The 13,928-nt window shown below is 72.0% G+C and carries 13 protein-coding genes; 3 read left to right on the forward strand and 10 right to left on the reverse strand.

Features of this window, described 5'->3' with window-relative positions; translation table 11 throughout:
• Positions 1-88: 88 nt before the first annotated feature.
• Positions 89-1,714 (reverse strand): cation acetate symporter, encoded by a 1,626-nt coding sequence (locus AB0D99_RS32765; RefSeq protein ID WP_362370758.1) that lies wholly within the window; start codon positions 1,712-1,714, stop codon positions 89-91.
• Positions 1,711-2,091 (reverse strand): DUF485 domain-containing protein, encoded by a 381-nt coding sequence (locus AB0D99_RS32770; protein ID WP_362370761.1) that lies wholly within the window; start codon positions 2,089-2,091, stop codon positions 1,711-1,713. The genes AB0D99_RS32765 and AB0D99_RS32770 overlap by 4 nt, the downstream gene beginning before the upstream one ends.
• 286 nt (positions 2,092-2,377) lie before the next feature.
• On the opposite strand from AB0D99_RS32770, the gene AB0D99_RS32775 reads away from it, so the two are divergent.
• Positions 2,378-3,919, forward strand: a complete 1,542-nt coding sequence (locus AB0D99_RS32775) for a S8 family serine peptidase (RefSeq protein WP_362370763.1) — start codon at positions 2,378-2,380, stop codon at positions 3,917-3,919.
• An 84-nt stretch (positions 3,920-4,003) separates the two neighbouring features.
• Complete coding sequence (locus tag AB0D99_RS32780) at positions 4,004-5,305, forward strand: CoA transferase (protein WP_362370766.1); 1,302 nt, start codon at positions 4,004-4,006, stop codon at positions 5,303-5,305.
• A gap of 15 nt (positions 5,306-5,320) precedes the next feature.
• Here AB0D99_RS32780 and AB0D99_RS32785 read toward each other — a convergent pair whose 3' ends face one another.
• The 8 genes from AB0D99_RS32785 to AB0D99_RS32820 all read right to left on the reverse strand — a co-directional run bounded on the left by AB0D99_RS32785 (position 5,321) and on the right by AB0D99_RS32820 (position 13,032).
• Positions 5,321-6,364: a zinc-dependent alcohol dehydrogenase family protein gene (locus AB0D99_RS32785; RefSeq protein WP_362370769.1), complete on the reverse strand. Its 1,044-nt coding sequence runs from the start codon at positions 6,362-6,364 to the stop codon at positions 5,321-5,323.
• Positions 6,365-6,382: 18 nt separating this feature from the next.
• Complete coding sequence (locus AB0D99_RS32790) at positions 6,383-7,057, reverse strand: lysoplasmalogenase (RefSeq protein WP_362370772.1); 675 nt, start codon at positions 7,055-7,057, stop codon at positions 6,383-6,385.
• Positions 7,054-7,965 carry a sterol desaturase family protein gene (locus tag AB0D99_RS32795; protein WP_362370775.1) on the reverse strand — a complete coding sequence of 304 codons (912 nt, stop codon included), beginning with the start codon at positions 7,963-7,965 and terminating at the stop codon, positions 7,054-7,056. Before AB0D99_RS32795 ends, AB0D99_RS32790 begins: the two co-directional genes overlap by 4 nt.
• 130 nt (positions 7,966-8,095) lie before the next feature.
• Positions 8,096-8,809, reverse strand: a complete 714-nt coding sequence (locus tag AB0D99_RS32800) for a VIT family protein (protein ID WP_362370778.1) — start codon at positions 8,807-8,809, stop codon at positions 8,096-8,098.
• A gap of 24 nt (positions 8,810-8,833) precedes the next feature.
• Positions 8,834-10,057, reverse strand: coding sequence for an amidohydrolase family protein (locus AB0D99_RS32805; protein WP_362370782.1), 1,224 nt, complete (start codon positions 10,055-10,057; stop codon positions 8,834-8,836).
• Positions 10,057-11,340: an amidohydrolase family protein gene (locus AB0D99_RS32810; protein ID WP_362370785.1), complete on the reverse strand. Its 1,284-nt coding sequence runs from the start codon at positions 11,338-11,340 to the stop codon at positions 10,057-10,059. Before AB0D99_RS32810 ends, AB0D99_RS32805 begins: the two co-directional genes overlap by 1 nt.
• Positions 11,341-11,350: 10 nt before the next feature.
• On the reverse strand, positions 11,351-12,235 hold the full coding sequence (locus AB0D99_RS32815; RefSeq protein WP_362370788.1) for an SDR family NAD(P)-dependent oxidoreductase: 885 nt from the start codon (positions 12,233-12,235) through the stop codon (positions 11,351-11,353).
• Positions 12,235-13,032, reverse strand: a complete 798-nt coding sequence (locus tag AB0D99_RS32820) for an acetoacetate decarboxylase family protein (RefSeq protein WP_362370791.1) — start codon at positions 13,030-13,032, stop codon at positions 12,235-12,237. Before AB0D99_RS32820 ends, AB0D99_RS32815 begins: the two co-directional genes overlap by 1 nt.
• Positions 13,033-13,129: 97 nt before the next feature.
• Here AB0D99_RS32820 and AB0D99_RS32825 point away from each other — a divergent pair, with 97 nt between their 5' ends.
• A complete protein-coding gene (locus tag AB0D99_RS32825) occupies positions 13,130-13,816 on the forward strand; it encodes a helix-turn-helix domain-containing protein (RefSeq protein ID WP_362370794.1) in 687 nt (228 codons plus the stop codon).
• Positions 13,817-13,928 lie beyond the last annotated feature (112 nt).

The raw sequence follows: 13,928 nt of genomic DNA on the forward strand, positions 1-13,928 counted from the left end.
GGTGGGGTTATTTGTCCGTGGGCGCGGGCGGCCGCTTGTCTACCGCCCCCGCGGCCCCCCCGCCCGGCGGTCGCTCACCGTGTGCGGGTCAGTGCGCTCCGACACCGGTGAGGGACTTGACCTCCAGTTCCGCGTACTTGCCCTTGTCGGGCTCCTCCTTGGAGAGGAGGGAACCGAGCCAGCCGAGCAGGAAACCCAGCGGGATGGAGACGAGGCCCGGGTTCTCCAGCGGGAACCAGTAGAAGTCCACGCTCTTGAACATCGAGGTCGGCTTTCCGGAGACGACCGGCGAGAACAGCACCAGGACGACCGAGGAGATCAGACCGCCGTAGATCGACCAGAGCGCGCCCTGGGTGGTGAAGCGCTTCCAGAACAGGCTGTAGAGGATCGTCGGCAGGTTGGCGGAGGCGGCGACCGCGAAGGCGAGCGCGACCAGGCCGGCGACGTTCAGGTCGCGGGCGAGCGCGCCGAGCGCGATCGAGACGATGCCGATGAGGACGGTCGCCCAGCGGGCCGCGCGGACCTCCTCCTGCTCGGTGGCCTTTCCGCGCCGGATCACGTTGGCGTAGATGTCGTGCGCGAAGGAGGACGACGAGGCCAGCGTCAGTCCGGCGACGACCGCGAGGATGGTGGCGAAGGCGACGGCGGAGATGACCGCGAGCAGGATCGCTCCGCCGGTGGAGCCCGCGCCGCCACCGATCTCCAGGGCCGCGAGCGGCGCGGCGGTGTTGCCCGCCTTGTTGGAGGCGACGATGTCGCTGTTCTTCAGCAGGGCCGCGGCGCCGAAGCCGAGGACGATGGTCATCAGGTAGAAGGCGCCGATGATGCCGATGGCCCAGTTGACGGACTTACGGGCGGCCTTGGCGGTCGGCACCGTGTAGAAGCGGATCAGGATGTGCGGCAGGCCGGCGGTGCCCAGGACGAGCGCGATGCCGAGCGAGATGAAGTCCAGCTTCGAGATGCCGGAGACCCCGTACTTGAGACCGGGCTCCAGGAAGGCCGAGCCCTTGCCGCTGTTGGTGGCGGCCGCGCCCAGCAGGTCCGAGAGGTTGAAGTTGAACTTCCACAGGATGAGGAAGGTGATCAGGAGCGTGCCCGCGATGAGCAGGACCGCCTTCACCATCTGCACCCAGGTGGTGCCCTTCATGCCGCCGATGGTGACGTACACGATCATCAGCACGCCGACCAGGGCGACGATCGCGACCTTGCCGCCGTCGCTGGTGATGCCGAGCAGCAGCGAGACGAGCACGCCCGCGCCGGCCATCTGGGCGAGCAGGTAGAAGATCGAGACGACGATGGTGGAGGTGCCTGCGGCGGTACGGACGGGGCGCTGGCGCATCCGGTAGGCGAGGACGTCGCCCATGGTGAACCGGCCGGAGTTGCGCAGCGGTTCGGCGACCAGGAGGAGGGCGACCAGCCAGGCGACGAGGAAGCCGATCGAGTACAGGAAGCCGTCGTAGCCGAAGAGCGCGATGGCGCCGGCGATGCCGAGGAAGGACGCGGCGGACATGTAGTCGCCGGAGATCGCGAGGCCGTTCTGGAAGCCGGTGAACTGGCGCCCGCCGGCGTAGAAGTCGGCGGCGCTCTTGGTCTGGCGGCCGGCCCAGACGGTGATGAAGAGCGTGGCGACGACGAAGGCGCCGAAGAGGGTGATGATCAGCGTGCGGTGCTCACCGGTGGCGCTGTCCGCCGCGAGGAGAAGGGTGCTGCTCACGCGTCGGCCTCCTGCTCCATACGGGACTTGATGGCCTCGGCCTTCGGGTCGAGGCGGTTCGCCGCGTGCCGCGAGTAGAGCCAGGCGATGAGGAACGTGGTGGCGAACTGGCCGAGGCCGAGGACGAGCGCCACGTTGATGTTGCCGAAGAGCTTGGTCCCCATGAAGCCGCCCGCATAGTTGGAGAGCAGCACGTACAGCAGGTACCAGGCGATGAAGGCGACCGTCAGGGGGAACGCGAAGGAGCGGTAGGTGCGGCGCAGTTCGCCGAACTCCGCGCTCTCCTGCACCTCGACGAAGGCCGCCGTCGGCGGCTGGGCGGGGCCGGTGTGGGCGTCCGGGCCGCCCGGGGGCGGCGGCGGTGCTTCGGTAGCCACGGATTCTCCTCGCGACATCGGTGCGGTGGGCATGGACAAGGGGGCCTCGCTGGGGGGTGTGGGGACCGGCGCTCCCGGCGGAGCGCCTCCCCTGCACAACGGCACGGAGGGCGGGGCGACTCGGTTCACCGCGAAACTTCTTTCTTCCTGGATTTTCCTCCGGATCTGCAGGAAGTCGTCTGAACTCATTGATGGGCCGGGAAGATCAGCGATAACTTCACTCGTCATGCACCTGCCCGTCCGCAATCCGCGCGCGGGCAGTACATACGGATGATGTGGAGAACCCATGGCTCATCTGGGATCGAGACGCGGCCGAGTACTCGCTCTGCCTGCCGGTCTCGCGCTCACGGCCTCGCTCGGCTTCCTTCCGACCGGCGCATCCGCCGCGGTGGTGAGCGACGCCCCCGCGACGACCGCCGTCTCGACGGACGGTCCCAAGCTGTCGTACGTCGTGAACGTCGACGGGGGCCGCGGCACGGCCGCGTCGGTGAAGAAGGCGATAGCCGCGGCCGGTGGCACCGTGGTCATGTCCTATGACCAGATCGGCGTCATAGTCGTCCACTCGCAGAACCCCGAGTTCGCGAAGACGATCCGCAAGGCCCGCGGTGTGGTGTCGGCCGGTTCGACGCGCACCGCCCCGCTCTCCGTCCAGACCGACACCTCCGTCGGCGAGGGCGGCCAGGCGCTGACCGCGTCCGAGGCCACCTCCGCCGCGGCGCGTGCCACGGACGACCAGGACGCGCTCGAGCCGCTGCAGTGGGACCTGCCCGCCATCAAGGCGGACCAGGCGCACCGCAAGACGCTCGGCAGCAGGAACGTCACTGTCGGCGTCATCGACACGGGTGTCGACGACACCCACCCGGACCTGGCGCCGAACTTCGACGCCAAGGCGTCCGCCAACTGCGTCACCGGCAAGCCGGACATCACCCCCGGCTCGTGGCGTCCGAACCCGGGCGAGAGCGACCACGGCACGCACGTCGCCGGCACCATCGCCGCCGCCAAGAACGGCACCGGCATCACGGGTGTCGCGCCGGGCGTGAAGGTCTCGGGCATCAAGGTGTCCACCCCCGACGGCTTCTTCTACACCGAGGCCGTCGTCTGCGGCTTCGTGTGGGCGGCCGAGCACGGCGTCGAGATCACCAACAACAGCTACTACACCGACCCGTGGCTGTTCGCATGCAAGAACGACGCCGACCAGAAGGCGCTGATCGAGGCCGTCACCCGCGCCACCCGCTACGCGGAGCGCAAGGGCACGGTCAACGTGGCGGCGGCCGGCAACTCCGACATGGACCTGGCGTCGGACGAGCTCACGGACGCCACCAGCCCGAACGACACCACTCCGGTGACCCGGGTCATCGACCCGAAGGAGTGCCTGGACTACCCGGCGATGCTGCCGGGCGTGGTCACGGTCTCCGCGACCGGTGCCAAGGACCTGAAGGCCTCGTACTCGAACTACGGTGACGGTGTCATCGACATCGCGGCGCCCGGTGGCGACCGCACCGAGTACCAGACCCCGGACGCGCCGGCCGTCAACGGCCGGATCCTGTCGACCACGGTCAACGGCGGCTTCAACTACAAGGCCGGTACGTCGATGGCCGCGCCGCACGCCGCCGGTGTGCTCGCGCTGCTGAAGTCGACGCACCCGAAGGCGAGCCCGGCCGCGCTCAAGGCGATGCTGTACGCGCAGGCCGACGACCGCGCCTGCACCAACCCGTACGACATCGACGGTGACGGCGCCGTCGACGCCGTCTGCGAGGGCGGCAAGAGCAAGAACGGCTTCTACGGAGCCGGTCTCGTGGACGCGCTCGACGCGGTCAAGCGCCGCTAGGGACGGACGTTTCACGTGAGGGGCCCCGGTGTGGCATGCCACACCGGGGCCCCTTCGCATGGCACTGAGTGCCATCATGCGGGCATGGACAACACAGCGCGTACGGGTACGGAGTTGTTGTGGTCGGTCCTGGGCGGCGATCCCGCCCTGGTCGACCGGGTGTCGTTCGTCGGGACGTCGGGGCTGCTCGCCGCCCGGCTCCCCGTCATGGACCTGGCGCGCGCGACGGTCGCGGTGGCGGGACTCGCCGCGGTGGAGCGGGCCGGGCTGCCGGGGCCGGTGCGGGTGGACGACGACGCGGTCGCCACGGCCTTCGTGAGCGAGCGTCATCTGCGCGTGGACGGACGGGCGCCGGTCAGCTTCGCGCCGTTGTCCGGCTTCTTCCGGGCCGCCGACGGCTGGATCCGCACGCATGCCAACTACCCGCACCACCGGGCGGCGCTGGTGCGCGCCCTGGAGGTACGGGAGGAGTCGCCGGAGGCCGTCGGCGCGGCGATCGGGCAGCGCGGTGCCGAGGAGGTGGAGGCGGCCGTGTACGCGGCCGGGGGCCTTGCCGTCGCCGTACGCACGCCCGAGCGGTGGAGGGCGTCCGAGCAGGGCCGGGAGGTCGCCGCACGGCCTCTGTTGACGCGGGAGCGGCTGGACGAGGCTCCCCCGAGGCGGCGTTCGGGTCCGCTCCGGGTGCTCGACCTCACCCGGGTCATCGCGGGCCCGGTGGCGACCCGGACGCTCGCGTGGCTCGGCGCGGACGTGCTGCGGATCGACCCGCCGGGCAACCCCGAGCTGCCCGACCAGCACGCGGACACGGACATCGGCAAGCGGACGGCGGGGCTCGATCTGGACCGCCCCTCGGACCGGCGCGCCTTCGGCGAACTGCTCGACTCGGCCGACGTCCTGGTCACCGGTTACCGCCCCGGCGCCCTCGACCGCTTCGCGCTCCACAGGCCCGGTCTGGTGGTCGCGCGGCTCTCCGCGTGGGGTGACCACGGCCCCTGGGGCGGGCGGCGCGGCTTCGACAGCCTGGTGCAGGCGGCGACCGGGATCGCGGTGACCGAGGGCTCGGAGGAGAGGCCGGGCGTCCTGCCCGCGCAGGCGCTGGACCACGGCACGGGCTACCTGCTCGCGGCGGCCGTGCTGCGCTCCCTCACCGAGCAGGACAGGGACGGCGGCACCCGTCTCGTACGGCTGGCGCTGGCGCAGACGGGGCACTGGCTGACGCACACGCTGCCGCGGTACGAGCCCGAGCGGTACCTCACGGAGACGGACGGCCCGCTGGGCCGGCTGCGGCATGCGCTGTCGCCCGTCTCGTACGAGGGCGGCCCGGCGGGCTGGTCGCGGCCGCCGGGCCTTCAGGGTGGGGACGAGCCCGAGTGGCTCGGGGCCTGAGCGGCGCGACGGCCCCTACGGCGTGACGAGGACCTTCAGCGCGGTGCGCTCGTCCATCGCCTTGTAGCCGTCCGGGACCCCGTCGAGGCCGACGGCGAGGTCGAAGACCGGCGCCGGGTCGATGGTGCCGTCGAGGATGTCCGGGAGCAGCTCGGGGATGTACGCGCGGACCGGTGCCACGCCGCCGCGCAGCGCGATGTTCCGGTCGAACATGACGGAGAGGTCGAGCCCCGTGCCGCTGCCGTGCGGGACGCCGACGTATCCGATGGAGCCGCCGTCGCGGGCGATCGCGACGGCGGTCCGCATCGACTGCTCGGTGCCGACCGCCTCGATCACGGCGTGGGCGCCGTGGCCGCCGGTGAGTTCGCGGACGGCGGCCTCGGCGGCCTCGCCGCGTTCGGCGACGACGTCGGTGGCGCCGAAGGTCCGGGCGATGTCGGTACGGGCGGTGTGGCGGCCGAGGGCGATGATCCGCTCGGCGCCGAGGCGCTTGGCGGCGAGGACTCCGCACAGGCCGACGGCGCCGTCACCGACCACGGCGACCGTCGAGCCCGCGCGGACACCGGCGCCGAGGGCGGCGTGGTGTCCGGTGCCCATCACGTCGGAGAGCGCGAGGAGAGCGGTCAGCAGGTGGTCGTCGGAGGCCGCCTCCGCGGGCAGCTTGACGAGGGTGCCGTCGGCGAAGGGCACCCGCACGGCCTCGCCCTGGCCGCCGTCGGAGCCGACGGAGCCCCAGAATCCGCCGCTCGGGCAGGAGGTCTGCAGGCCCTCGGCGCAGTACTCGCAGGTGCCGTCGGACCAGACGAAGGGGGCGACGACCAGGTCACCGGTGCGGAAGCCGGAGACGTCGGGGCCGGCCGCCTCCACGACGCCCAGGAACTCGTGGCCGATGCGCTGGCCGGGCTGCCGGGCGGACTCGCCGCGGTAGGCCCACAGGTCGCTGCCGCAGATGCAGGCGCGCAGGACCCGGACGACGACGTCCGTCGGGTCCTGGATCACCGGGTCGGGCACGTCCTCCACGCGCATCTCGAACGGGGCATGGATGGTGGTGGCGCGCATGGCGGACGGTCCTCGCTGTCAGTCGGTAGTACGACGTTCACCGTACTCCGCCTTCAGCGCTCCCGCGGTCAGCAGGCACTGGGCGGCGACATAGGTGGCCATGATCCAGAAGTCGGGAGCGGGCGGCCGGGGCCAGCCGGCGAGACCGGTCGCGATGAGCGTGTCCGAGAGCAGGAAGAGCGCTCCGCCCGCGCCCGCGGCGAGCCCCAGGGCGCTCGACCGGTAGGCCGTCGCGGCCAGCAGGAACGAGTAGCCGGCGACGGGTATCCGCAGCTCGGCGGGGAGATCGGGCCACAGGAGCACGACGGTGCCGAGGAGGACACCGGTGTACACGATCCCGAGGGGGACGGACGTACGCCGTCGTCCGAAGAGCACGAGGTAGCAGCCGTGGCCGGCGGCGAAGGCGCCCATGCCGGCGAGGAAGGCGCCGTCGGCGTCGGAGAGCAGCAGGACGTCTCCGGCCCAGCCGAGGAGCAGCGCGGCGAGCAGGAGTCTCGGGGCGCCCCGGGTCGCGGCGTAGGCGGCGAGGAGCGGCAGCAGCAGCGGTTTGGCGATCAGGTGCCCGAGCTCGGCGCCCGCGAGGAGGGAACCCAGGTCGACGGCGACGGCGAGCGCGAGGGCGACGAGGAGGCCGCGGGAGAGTGCGCCGGCGGCGGGTCGGGGCGCCGCGGCGAGGGCGGTGCGGGCGCTCACGCGGCGGGCTCGGCGGTCGGCGCTGCCGCGGGGCCCACGGCTTTCCCGGCGACGGGTCCGGCGACGGGTCCGGGTGTGGCGGCGGGCTGCCATCCCGGCCCCCGGAAGACCCGCCCGGCGCGCTCGCGCCAGCCGGTCGCGGCCCGGAGGTCACGGGCGATGGCGGCGTACTCGTGGGTGGCCACGCGCAGCGGGTTGTACGTCTCGATGTTCTTGGTGAGCCCGAAGACGGGCCGCTCGGTCTCGGCGACCCAGGAGCCGAACATCCGGTCCCAGAGGATGAGGATGCCGCCGAAGTTCCGGTCCAGGTATCCGCCCTGGGAGGCGTGGTGGACGCGGTGGTGCGAGGGCGTGTTGAGGACGTACTCGAAGGGCCTGGGCAGCTTGTCGACGCGCTCGGTGTGGATCCAGAACTGGTAGACGAGGTTGACCGAGGAGCAGAAGGCGAGGGCGGCCGGGTGGACGCCGAGCGCGATCATCGGCAGATAGAAGGGCCACGACGTGGCACCGGTCCACGGCTGGCGCAGCGCGGTGGAGAGGTTGAACCTGCGGCTGCTGTGGTGCACGACGTGGGAGGCCCACAGGATCCGGATGACGTGGTGGCCGCGGTGCGACCAGTAGTAGCAGAAGTCCTGCGCCAGCAGCATGAGCGGGATCGTCCACCACAGGAGGGGGACGCGGAGCGGGGTGAGCTCGTACACCGCGGTGTAGATCGCGATGATCGGGATCTTCCACAGGAGGTCGAAGAAGAGGCTCCCGAGCCCCATGCCGATGCTGGTGGCGGCGTCCTTGGCCTCGTACCCGGCGGCTTCCTCGTCGGGATGGAGCCGGTAGCTGACCATCTCGACGACGGTGAGCAGGACGAACGCCGGTATGGACCAGAGCACGACATCGGGCAGGTTCGGCATGGCGATGACGGTAGGGGCGCGGGTCGGGACGGGCTAGACGCCGTCACCACAAGCATGCGAGACGACTTGTCAGCAAGCTTTGGCACCTTCCGACAACGGGGCGGTCGGCGACGCCCTCCCACCGCGGCGGTCAGACCCCCGCCGCTCCCAGCAGGGACCCCGCCCCGTACGTCACCGCCATCGCCAGCGCGCCGCCGGCCGTGTTGCGCAGGACCGCCCGGGGCGGTGGGGCCGCGCCCAGGCGGGCACTCCACCAGCCGGTGAGGGCGAGGGCGGCGAGGACCGAGAGGACCGTGACCCAGAGGCGGACCGGGGCGGGCGGGAGGACGATCGCGAGGAGGGGGAGCGCTGCTCCGACCGTGAAGGCGAGGAAGCTGGCACCGGCCGCGTGCCAGGGGTCGGTGAGCCGGTCGGGGTCGATGCCGAGCTCCACGCGCGCGTGGGCGCGCAGGGCGTCGCGTTCGGTGAGCTGTTCCGCGGCCTCACGGGCGACGTCCGGCGAGAGGCCGCGGGCGGCCAGGAGGTCCGTCAGTTCGGCGAGTTCGGCCTCGGGCTGTTCGCGCAGTTCGCGCCGTTCCGCGGCGAGGGCCGCCTTCTCCGAGTCGCGCTGGGTGGAGACCGACACGTACTCCCCCGCCGCCATCGACATCGAACCGGCGAGGAGACCGGCCAGGCCCGCCGTGAGCAGTGCGGCCCGGGACTCCGTCGCACCGGCGACTCCCACGACGAGGCCCGCGGTGGAGACGACGCCGTCGTTGGCTCCGAGGACGGCCGCCCGGAGCCAGTTCAGACGGGTGCCGAGACCGCCGCCGTGGGCTTCGTCGTGGGTGGGTGGTTCAGTCACCCCGGGAGGTTCTCACCCGGGCCCTCACCAGACGCGGACCGACCCGCCCGGGGCGAAGGCGGGGCTCGTGGCGTCCGCGGGGACCTCCTTGAGGGGCTCGGCGATCTCCTCGACGGCGGGACCGTGCACGGCCGCCAGGGAGTCCAGGAACGGCAGGTCGAAGCCGTAGACCCGGGCCGCGTTGCCGCCGACCATCGCCGCGACCTCCTCCCTCGGCAGCCCGGCGTACGCGATGCGGAGACCTTCGCGGGAGTACGGGGTCGTGCCCTCGTCGTGCGGGTAGTCGCTGCCCCACATGATCTTGTCGAGGCCGATCCGGTCGCGCAGCGGGACCTCGTGCGGGCGCATGAAGCTCGCGCCGACGAAGCAGTTGTCCCGCCAGACCTCGCTGGGCCCCTTGCCCATGGACTCGGCGAGGCCGGCTCCGAACTTGGACTCGGCGGTGGCGGCCCGCGAGGCCGCCGCGACCAGGCGCGCGTGGTAGTAGTCCAGCATGTCCATGACCCCGGGGATCCATCCCGAGCCCTGCTCGGTCAGGACGAGCTTCAGCGCCGGGTGGCGGCGGAACGCGCCGCCGAAGACGAGGTGCCACAGCGCCCGGTGCGAGAACCAGGTCGTCTCCACCATGAACACCGCACGCGCGGCGGGTTCGTCGCCGAGCGGCGGCGAGGCGGAGCCGCCGTGGTGGTTGACGGGGACGTCCAGCTCCGCGCAGACCGCCCAGATCGGGTCGTACGTCTGCGAGTAGAGCTCGGGGATCCCGCTGCCGGGCGGCGCGCCGGGCAGGAGGATGCCGCCGGTGAGGCCCGCCTCCCTGGTGCGGCGGATCTCCTTCACCGCCTCGTCGACGTCGTTGAGGAGGATCTGCGCCACGCCGGCCCTGCGCCCGGGCGCTTCCGCGCAGAACTCGGCCAGCCAGCGGTTGTGGGCGCGCAGCCCGGCCCAGCGCTGCTCGAACTCCGCGCGGGTCGGCGCCGGGGCCATCAGGGAGGCGGAGGGGAAGAACGGCGGGATGGTGTTGGGGAAGACGACCTCCGCGACGATCCCGTCCGCCTCCAGCTCGCGCAGCCGCCGCCCCGAGTTCCAGTTGCGGTCGGCGGTGTCGGCGAGCAGGTCCTCGTAGGGGTTGACGTAGCCGGCCGCCCAGGCGTCGAAGTCGTCGTGGTGCCTCTTCTCCAGGTACGGCTTGTAGTCGAGCAGGTCGGCGCCCGCGTGGCAGTCCGCCGAGATGACCGTGTAGCGGTCCATCAGCTCACCCCCAGGGCGGGGAAGTCGTGGTCCGTGAGCCAGTGGCGCCCGACGTCGCGGGAGCGCGCCCAGGACGCCTCCACGGCCGCCTGGTCGGGCGACTGGCCCAGTTCGGCGGGGGTGGGACCGATCCGCCTGGCGATCGGCTCCAGTTTCGGGACGTCGAATCCGAAGACCTCGGCCGCGGCGAGGCCCAGCATCCGGCGCGTCTCCGCCACCGGGATGTCGTGGAAGGTGTTCCGCAGCCACGCGCGCGTGTTGGGCCAGGTCCCCTCCGGGTGCGGGAAGTCGGAGCCCCAGAGGATGTTGTCCACGCCGATCTCGTACCGCTGGGCCAGCTCGCGCCGCTTGGTGTTGGTGGCGCAGACGAAGACCTGGCGGTCCAGGTACTCGCTCGGCGGCCGCCTGAGTTCGGCGAACGGGGACAGTTTCTTGCCGCCGTGCGCGCCCAGGTAGAGCCGGTCCATGAACCAGAGCAGGTTCGGCAGCCACCAGCAGCCGGACTCGGCGACGCCGAACCTCAGTCCCGGGTGGCGCTCGAAGACCCCGGACCAGAGCAGGAACCACAGCGGCCTCGCGGGCCACCAGGTCACCTCGCTGACGTAGATGCCGAGATGGTCCCCGTACTCCTCGCGCGGAGCGGCGCCGGAGTGGGTGACCAGCGGCATCCCCGTCTCGGCGGCCGCCGCCCAGACGGGGTCGTAACGCCGGTCGTGGTACGGCTCCTTGTCCACCCACATGGAGGGGATCATCAGCGCCCCGAGCCCCGACTCCTTGGCCCGGTGGATCTCGGCGACGACCTTCGACGGCTCGGCCGTGATCGGCAGCAGCGCCACCCCGCAGTGCCGCTCGGGGTTCTGCCCGACGAACTCGGCCAGCCAGCGGTTGTGCGCCTGCGCGCCCGCCATGCCGAGCTCCGGGTCCTGGTCGCCGGAGAGCCCGAGGCCGACCCCGAAGGGCGCCGCGGTCTGGCTGTCGACGGCGTCCGCGTCGGGGAAGACGACCTCGGCGGCCACACCGTCCCCGTCGAGCTCCTTGAGCCGCTGGGCGGCGTCCCAGCCGCCCCGCAGCCCTTCCTCGTTGTCGCTGAACCACTTGTTCGCGAACGCCTCGTTGCGGACCCCGAGCCGGGTCATGGCCTCACGCCGGGCGTCCCGTCCGGCGAGGAAGTCGTCGAAGGCGCGGTGGAAGCGGGCGTCCAGATAGGGCCGGTAGCGCTCGGTGGGCAGACCGGCGTGGCAGTCGGAGGAGATGATCAGATACGGGTCGTTCGGATCGGACATCACTGCCCCCTCAGTCGAGAATGAAGTTCTCCAGGTACGACGGGTCGGCGCGGTCGAGCATGGACCGCGAGCGCGCCCGGATCTGCCGGTCGCTGTGCTCGCTCGCCGGGAGCATCCAGAACCGGTCGGCGCGGATCCCGTCGACGACGTGCTCGGCGACCTCCTCGACGGGGGTGAAGGCGACCTCGTGCCCGGCGTCCTTCATGGCCGCCTCCCACTGGTCGAGGCTGCGGTACGGGGTCCTGCGCGGCCGCTCCTTGGCGTACCGCTCGGGCCTGTTGCGGTGCGACTCCCACAGGCCGGTGCGCAGCATGTGCGGGCCGGGGAAGAGCACGGACGCCCCCACGCGCGCGTGCTCCGCCTTCAGGTGCGCGTACAGGGACTCGGTCATGGTCACCACGGCCGCCTTGGTGACGGCGTACACGGAGGCGGTGGGCAGCGGGGCGATCCCGCCGTCGCCGGAGGAGGTGTTGACGACGTGCCCCGGCTCGCCGCCGGCGATCATGCGCGGGACGAACGCCTGGATGCCGTGGAAGACTCCCCAGACGTTGACGGAGAAGGCCCATTTCCAGTCGTTGGGCTCGTGCTCCCACATGCGGCCCTCGGCGCCGGAGCCGACGCCGGCGTTGTTGCAGAGGACGTGGACGGCGCCGAAGGTGTCGTACGCGGCGTCCGCGAAGGCCCGTACGGAGTCGGGCTCGCTGACGTCGACGGTACGGGCGAGGATCCGGGCGCCCTCCTCCCTCAGTTCGCCGGCGGCCTTGGCGAGCGCGGCGTCCTCCACGTCGCCGAGGACGACGGCGAGCCCCTCGGCGGCGAAGCGGCGGGCCATCGCCAGCCCGATGCCGCTCGCCGCTCCGGTGACGACGGCGACCTGGCCCTGACGCAGCTCCATCACACGCTCCCTTCCGGCGGGCCGTCGAGGATCTGCTGCGGGTCGTCGTACCGCTGGTGGATGTACGGCAGGAGGGCCTGGGCGCTGACCCGCTCCACGACCCGGCCCTTCTGGTCGGTGGTCTTCTCGCCGATGGTGATCTCGACGATCCGGCGGACGGCGAGGTCGGCGACGGGGTCGTACATGGACTCGCGCAGGACGACGTCCCCGGTGATCCGCTCCAGCCTGCGGACCTTCTCGGCGCGGACGCAGTGGACCAGGACCGGGTCGGCGTCGAAGCCGGTGCCGTCCACGCCCGGCAGGAACTTGAAGTAGAAGTCGGTCTTCTCCGCGGGTTCGGGGAGCGGCAGCGGGCCGGAGACCGCTCCGCGCACCTCGACGAAGTCGATGCCGTGCCGTCCGAGCGAGGCATGCACGACGAGCCCGTCGCGTTCGACGACGACGTCGCCGAGCTTCTTCGGTTCGCCGAAGACCTCGCGGCCGCCGATGAGGGCGCGCTCCAGGGTCATCGGCATGACGAGCGGATACCAGCCCTCCTGGTCGCCGTGGGCGGCGGCGACGGCGACCGAGCCTGCGCCGAGGGGGTAGCCGGGCAGGTCGACCTGGGAGATGTTGGCCCGTACGAGGGGCCGTTCGGTGGGTTTCAGCGGGGGCGGCAGGACGGCCGCCACCACGTCCGGATCGGTCTCCCATACGGCGACCACTCCGGTGGACCAGATGTCGGGGAGCTTCGCGCTCTTCGTGCGGGCCGCCGTGATCTCGGCGTCGGTGCGCGCCCCGTACCGTACTCGTGCCATGGACGTACCACCCTTCAGCGGGTCGGGTCTGTAACACAGTTACACCGGCGGCGATGAAGGGTAAAGAGCCGTGCAGGCAACAGAGTTGGGGGATCTCATGGCGCGCACCGCACTCACCCGCGAGGAGGTGCTGGAGGCCGCCGCCGCTCTGGTGAAGCAGCACGGCCCGGACGCCCTGACCATGCGCAGGCTCGCCGCCGAACTCGGCACGGCGGTCACCTCGATCTACTGGCACGTCGGCAACCGGGAGTCCCTGCTGGACGCGCTGGTCGAGCGGACGGTCGCCGACCTCTCCGCGATCACCCCGCGCGGCCGCACCCCCGCCGCCCGGATCGTCTCGGTGGCGCGCGCGCTCCGCCGGGATCTGCGGGCGCGCCCGCACCTGGTGGCGATGGTGCACGAACGGGGCCTGACGGAGCGGATGTTCCTGCCCGCCCAGCGCGCCCTGGCCCACGAGGTGCATGCGGCGGGACTGCGCGGCGCCCGGGCGGCGGAGGCGGTCCGGGCCGTCCAGGTCCAGGTCGTCGGCCATGTCCTGGTCGAGCGCAACCGCGAGCGGGCACCGGTCCAGTCGCCCGGCGAGGTGGAGCTCTGGCGGTCCGAGACGACCGACCCGCCGGATCCCGCCCTCAGCCGCGCGCTGGCGGCCCCGGTCGACCCGGAGCGGCTCTTCACCACCTCCGTACGGGCCCTGGTGGACGGCCTGTTGAGGATCCCCGACGGGAGCCGGGCGGAACCTGGCGACGAGACCCCGGCGGCTCCTCACGACGGGATCCCGGATTAATTCGGTGGCACGCGCGCGTGGGGCCGCCCTAGGGTGAGTCCCACGCGGGGACGGCTCCGCAAGCGTGCTTCCTTCTCTCTTTTCTACGACACCCGTAGCGCGCTCACTCTCC

It is taken from the genome of Streptomyces sp. NPDC047971 (assembly GCF_040653355.1).
Classification (GTDB): Bacteria; Actinomycetota; Actinomycetes; order Streptomycetales; family Streptomycetaceae; genus Streptomyces.

What these genes read in the sequence shown, in the direction of transcription:
- AB0D99_RS32775 (WP_362370763.1), top strand. Translation starts at nt 2,378, where the DNA reads ATGGCTCATCTGGGATCGAGACGCGGCCGAGTACTCGCTCTGCCTGCC.
- AB0D99_RS32780 (WP_362370766.1), top strand. Translation starts at nt 4,004, where the DNA reads ATGGACAACACAGCGCGTACGGGTACGGAGTTGTTGTGGTCGGTCCTG.
- AB0D99_RS32785 (WP_362370769.1), bottom strand. Translation starts at nt 6,364, where the DNA reads ATGCGCGCCACCACCATCCATGCCCCGTTCGAGATGCGCGTGGAGGAC.
- AB0D99_RS32795 (WP_362370775.1), bottom strand. Translation starts at nt 7,965, where the DNA reads ATGCCGAACCTGCCCGATGTCGTGCTCTGGTCCATACCGGCGTTCGTC.
- AB0D99_RS32805 (WP_362370782.1), bottom strand. Translation starts at nt 10,057, where the DNA reads ATGGACCGCTACACGGTCATCTCGGCGGACTGCCACGCGGGCGCCGAC.
- AB0D99_RS32810 (WP_362370785.1), bottom strand. Translation starts at nt 11,340, where the DNA reads ATGTCCGATCCGAACGACCCGTATCTGATCATCTCCTCCGACTGCCAC.
- AB0D99_RS32815 (WP_362370788.1), bottom strand. Translation starts at nt 12,235, where the DNA reads ATGGAGCTGCGTCAGGGCCAGGTCGCCGTCGTCACCGGAGCGGCGAGC.
- AB0D99_RS32820 (WP_362370791.1), bottom strand. Translation starts at nt 13,032, where the DNA reads ATGGCACGAGTACGGTACGGGGCGCGCACCGACGCCGAGATCACGGCG.
- AB0D99_RS32825 (WP_362370794.1), top strand. Translation starts at nt 13,130, where the DNA reads ATGGCGCGCACCGCACTCACCCGCGAGGAGGTGCTGGAGGCCGCCGCC.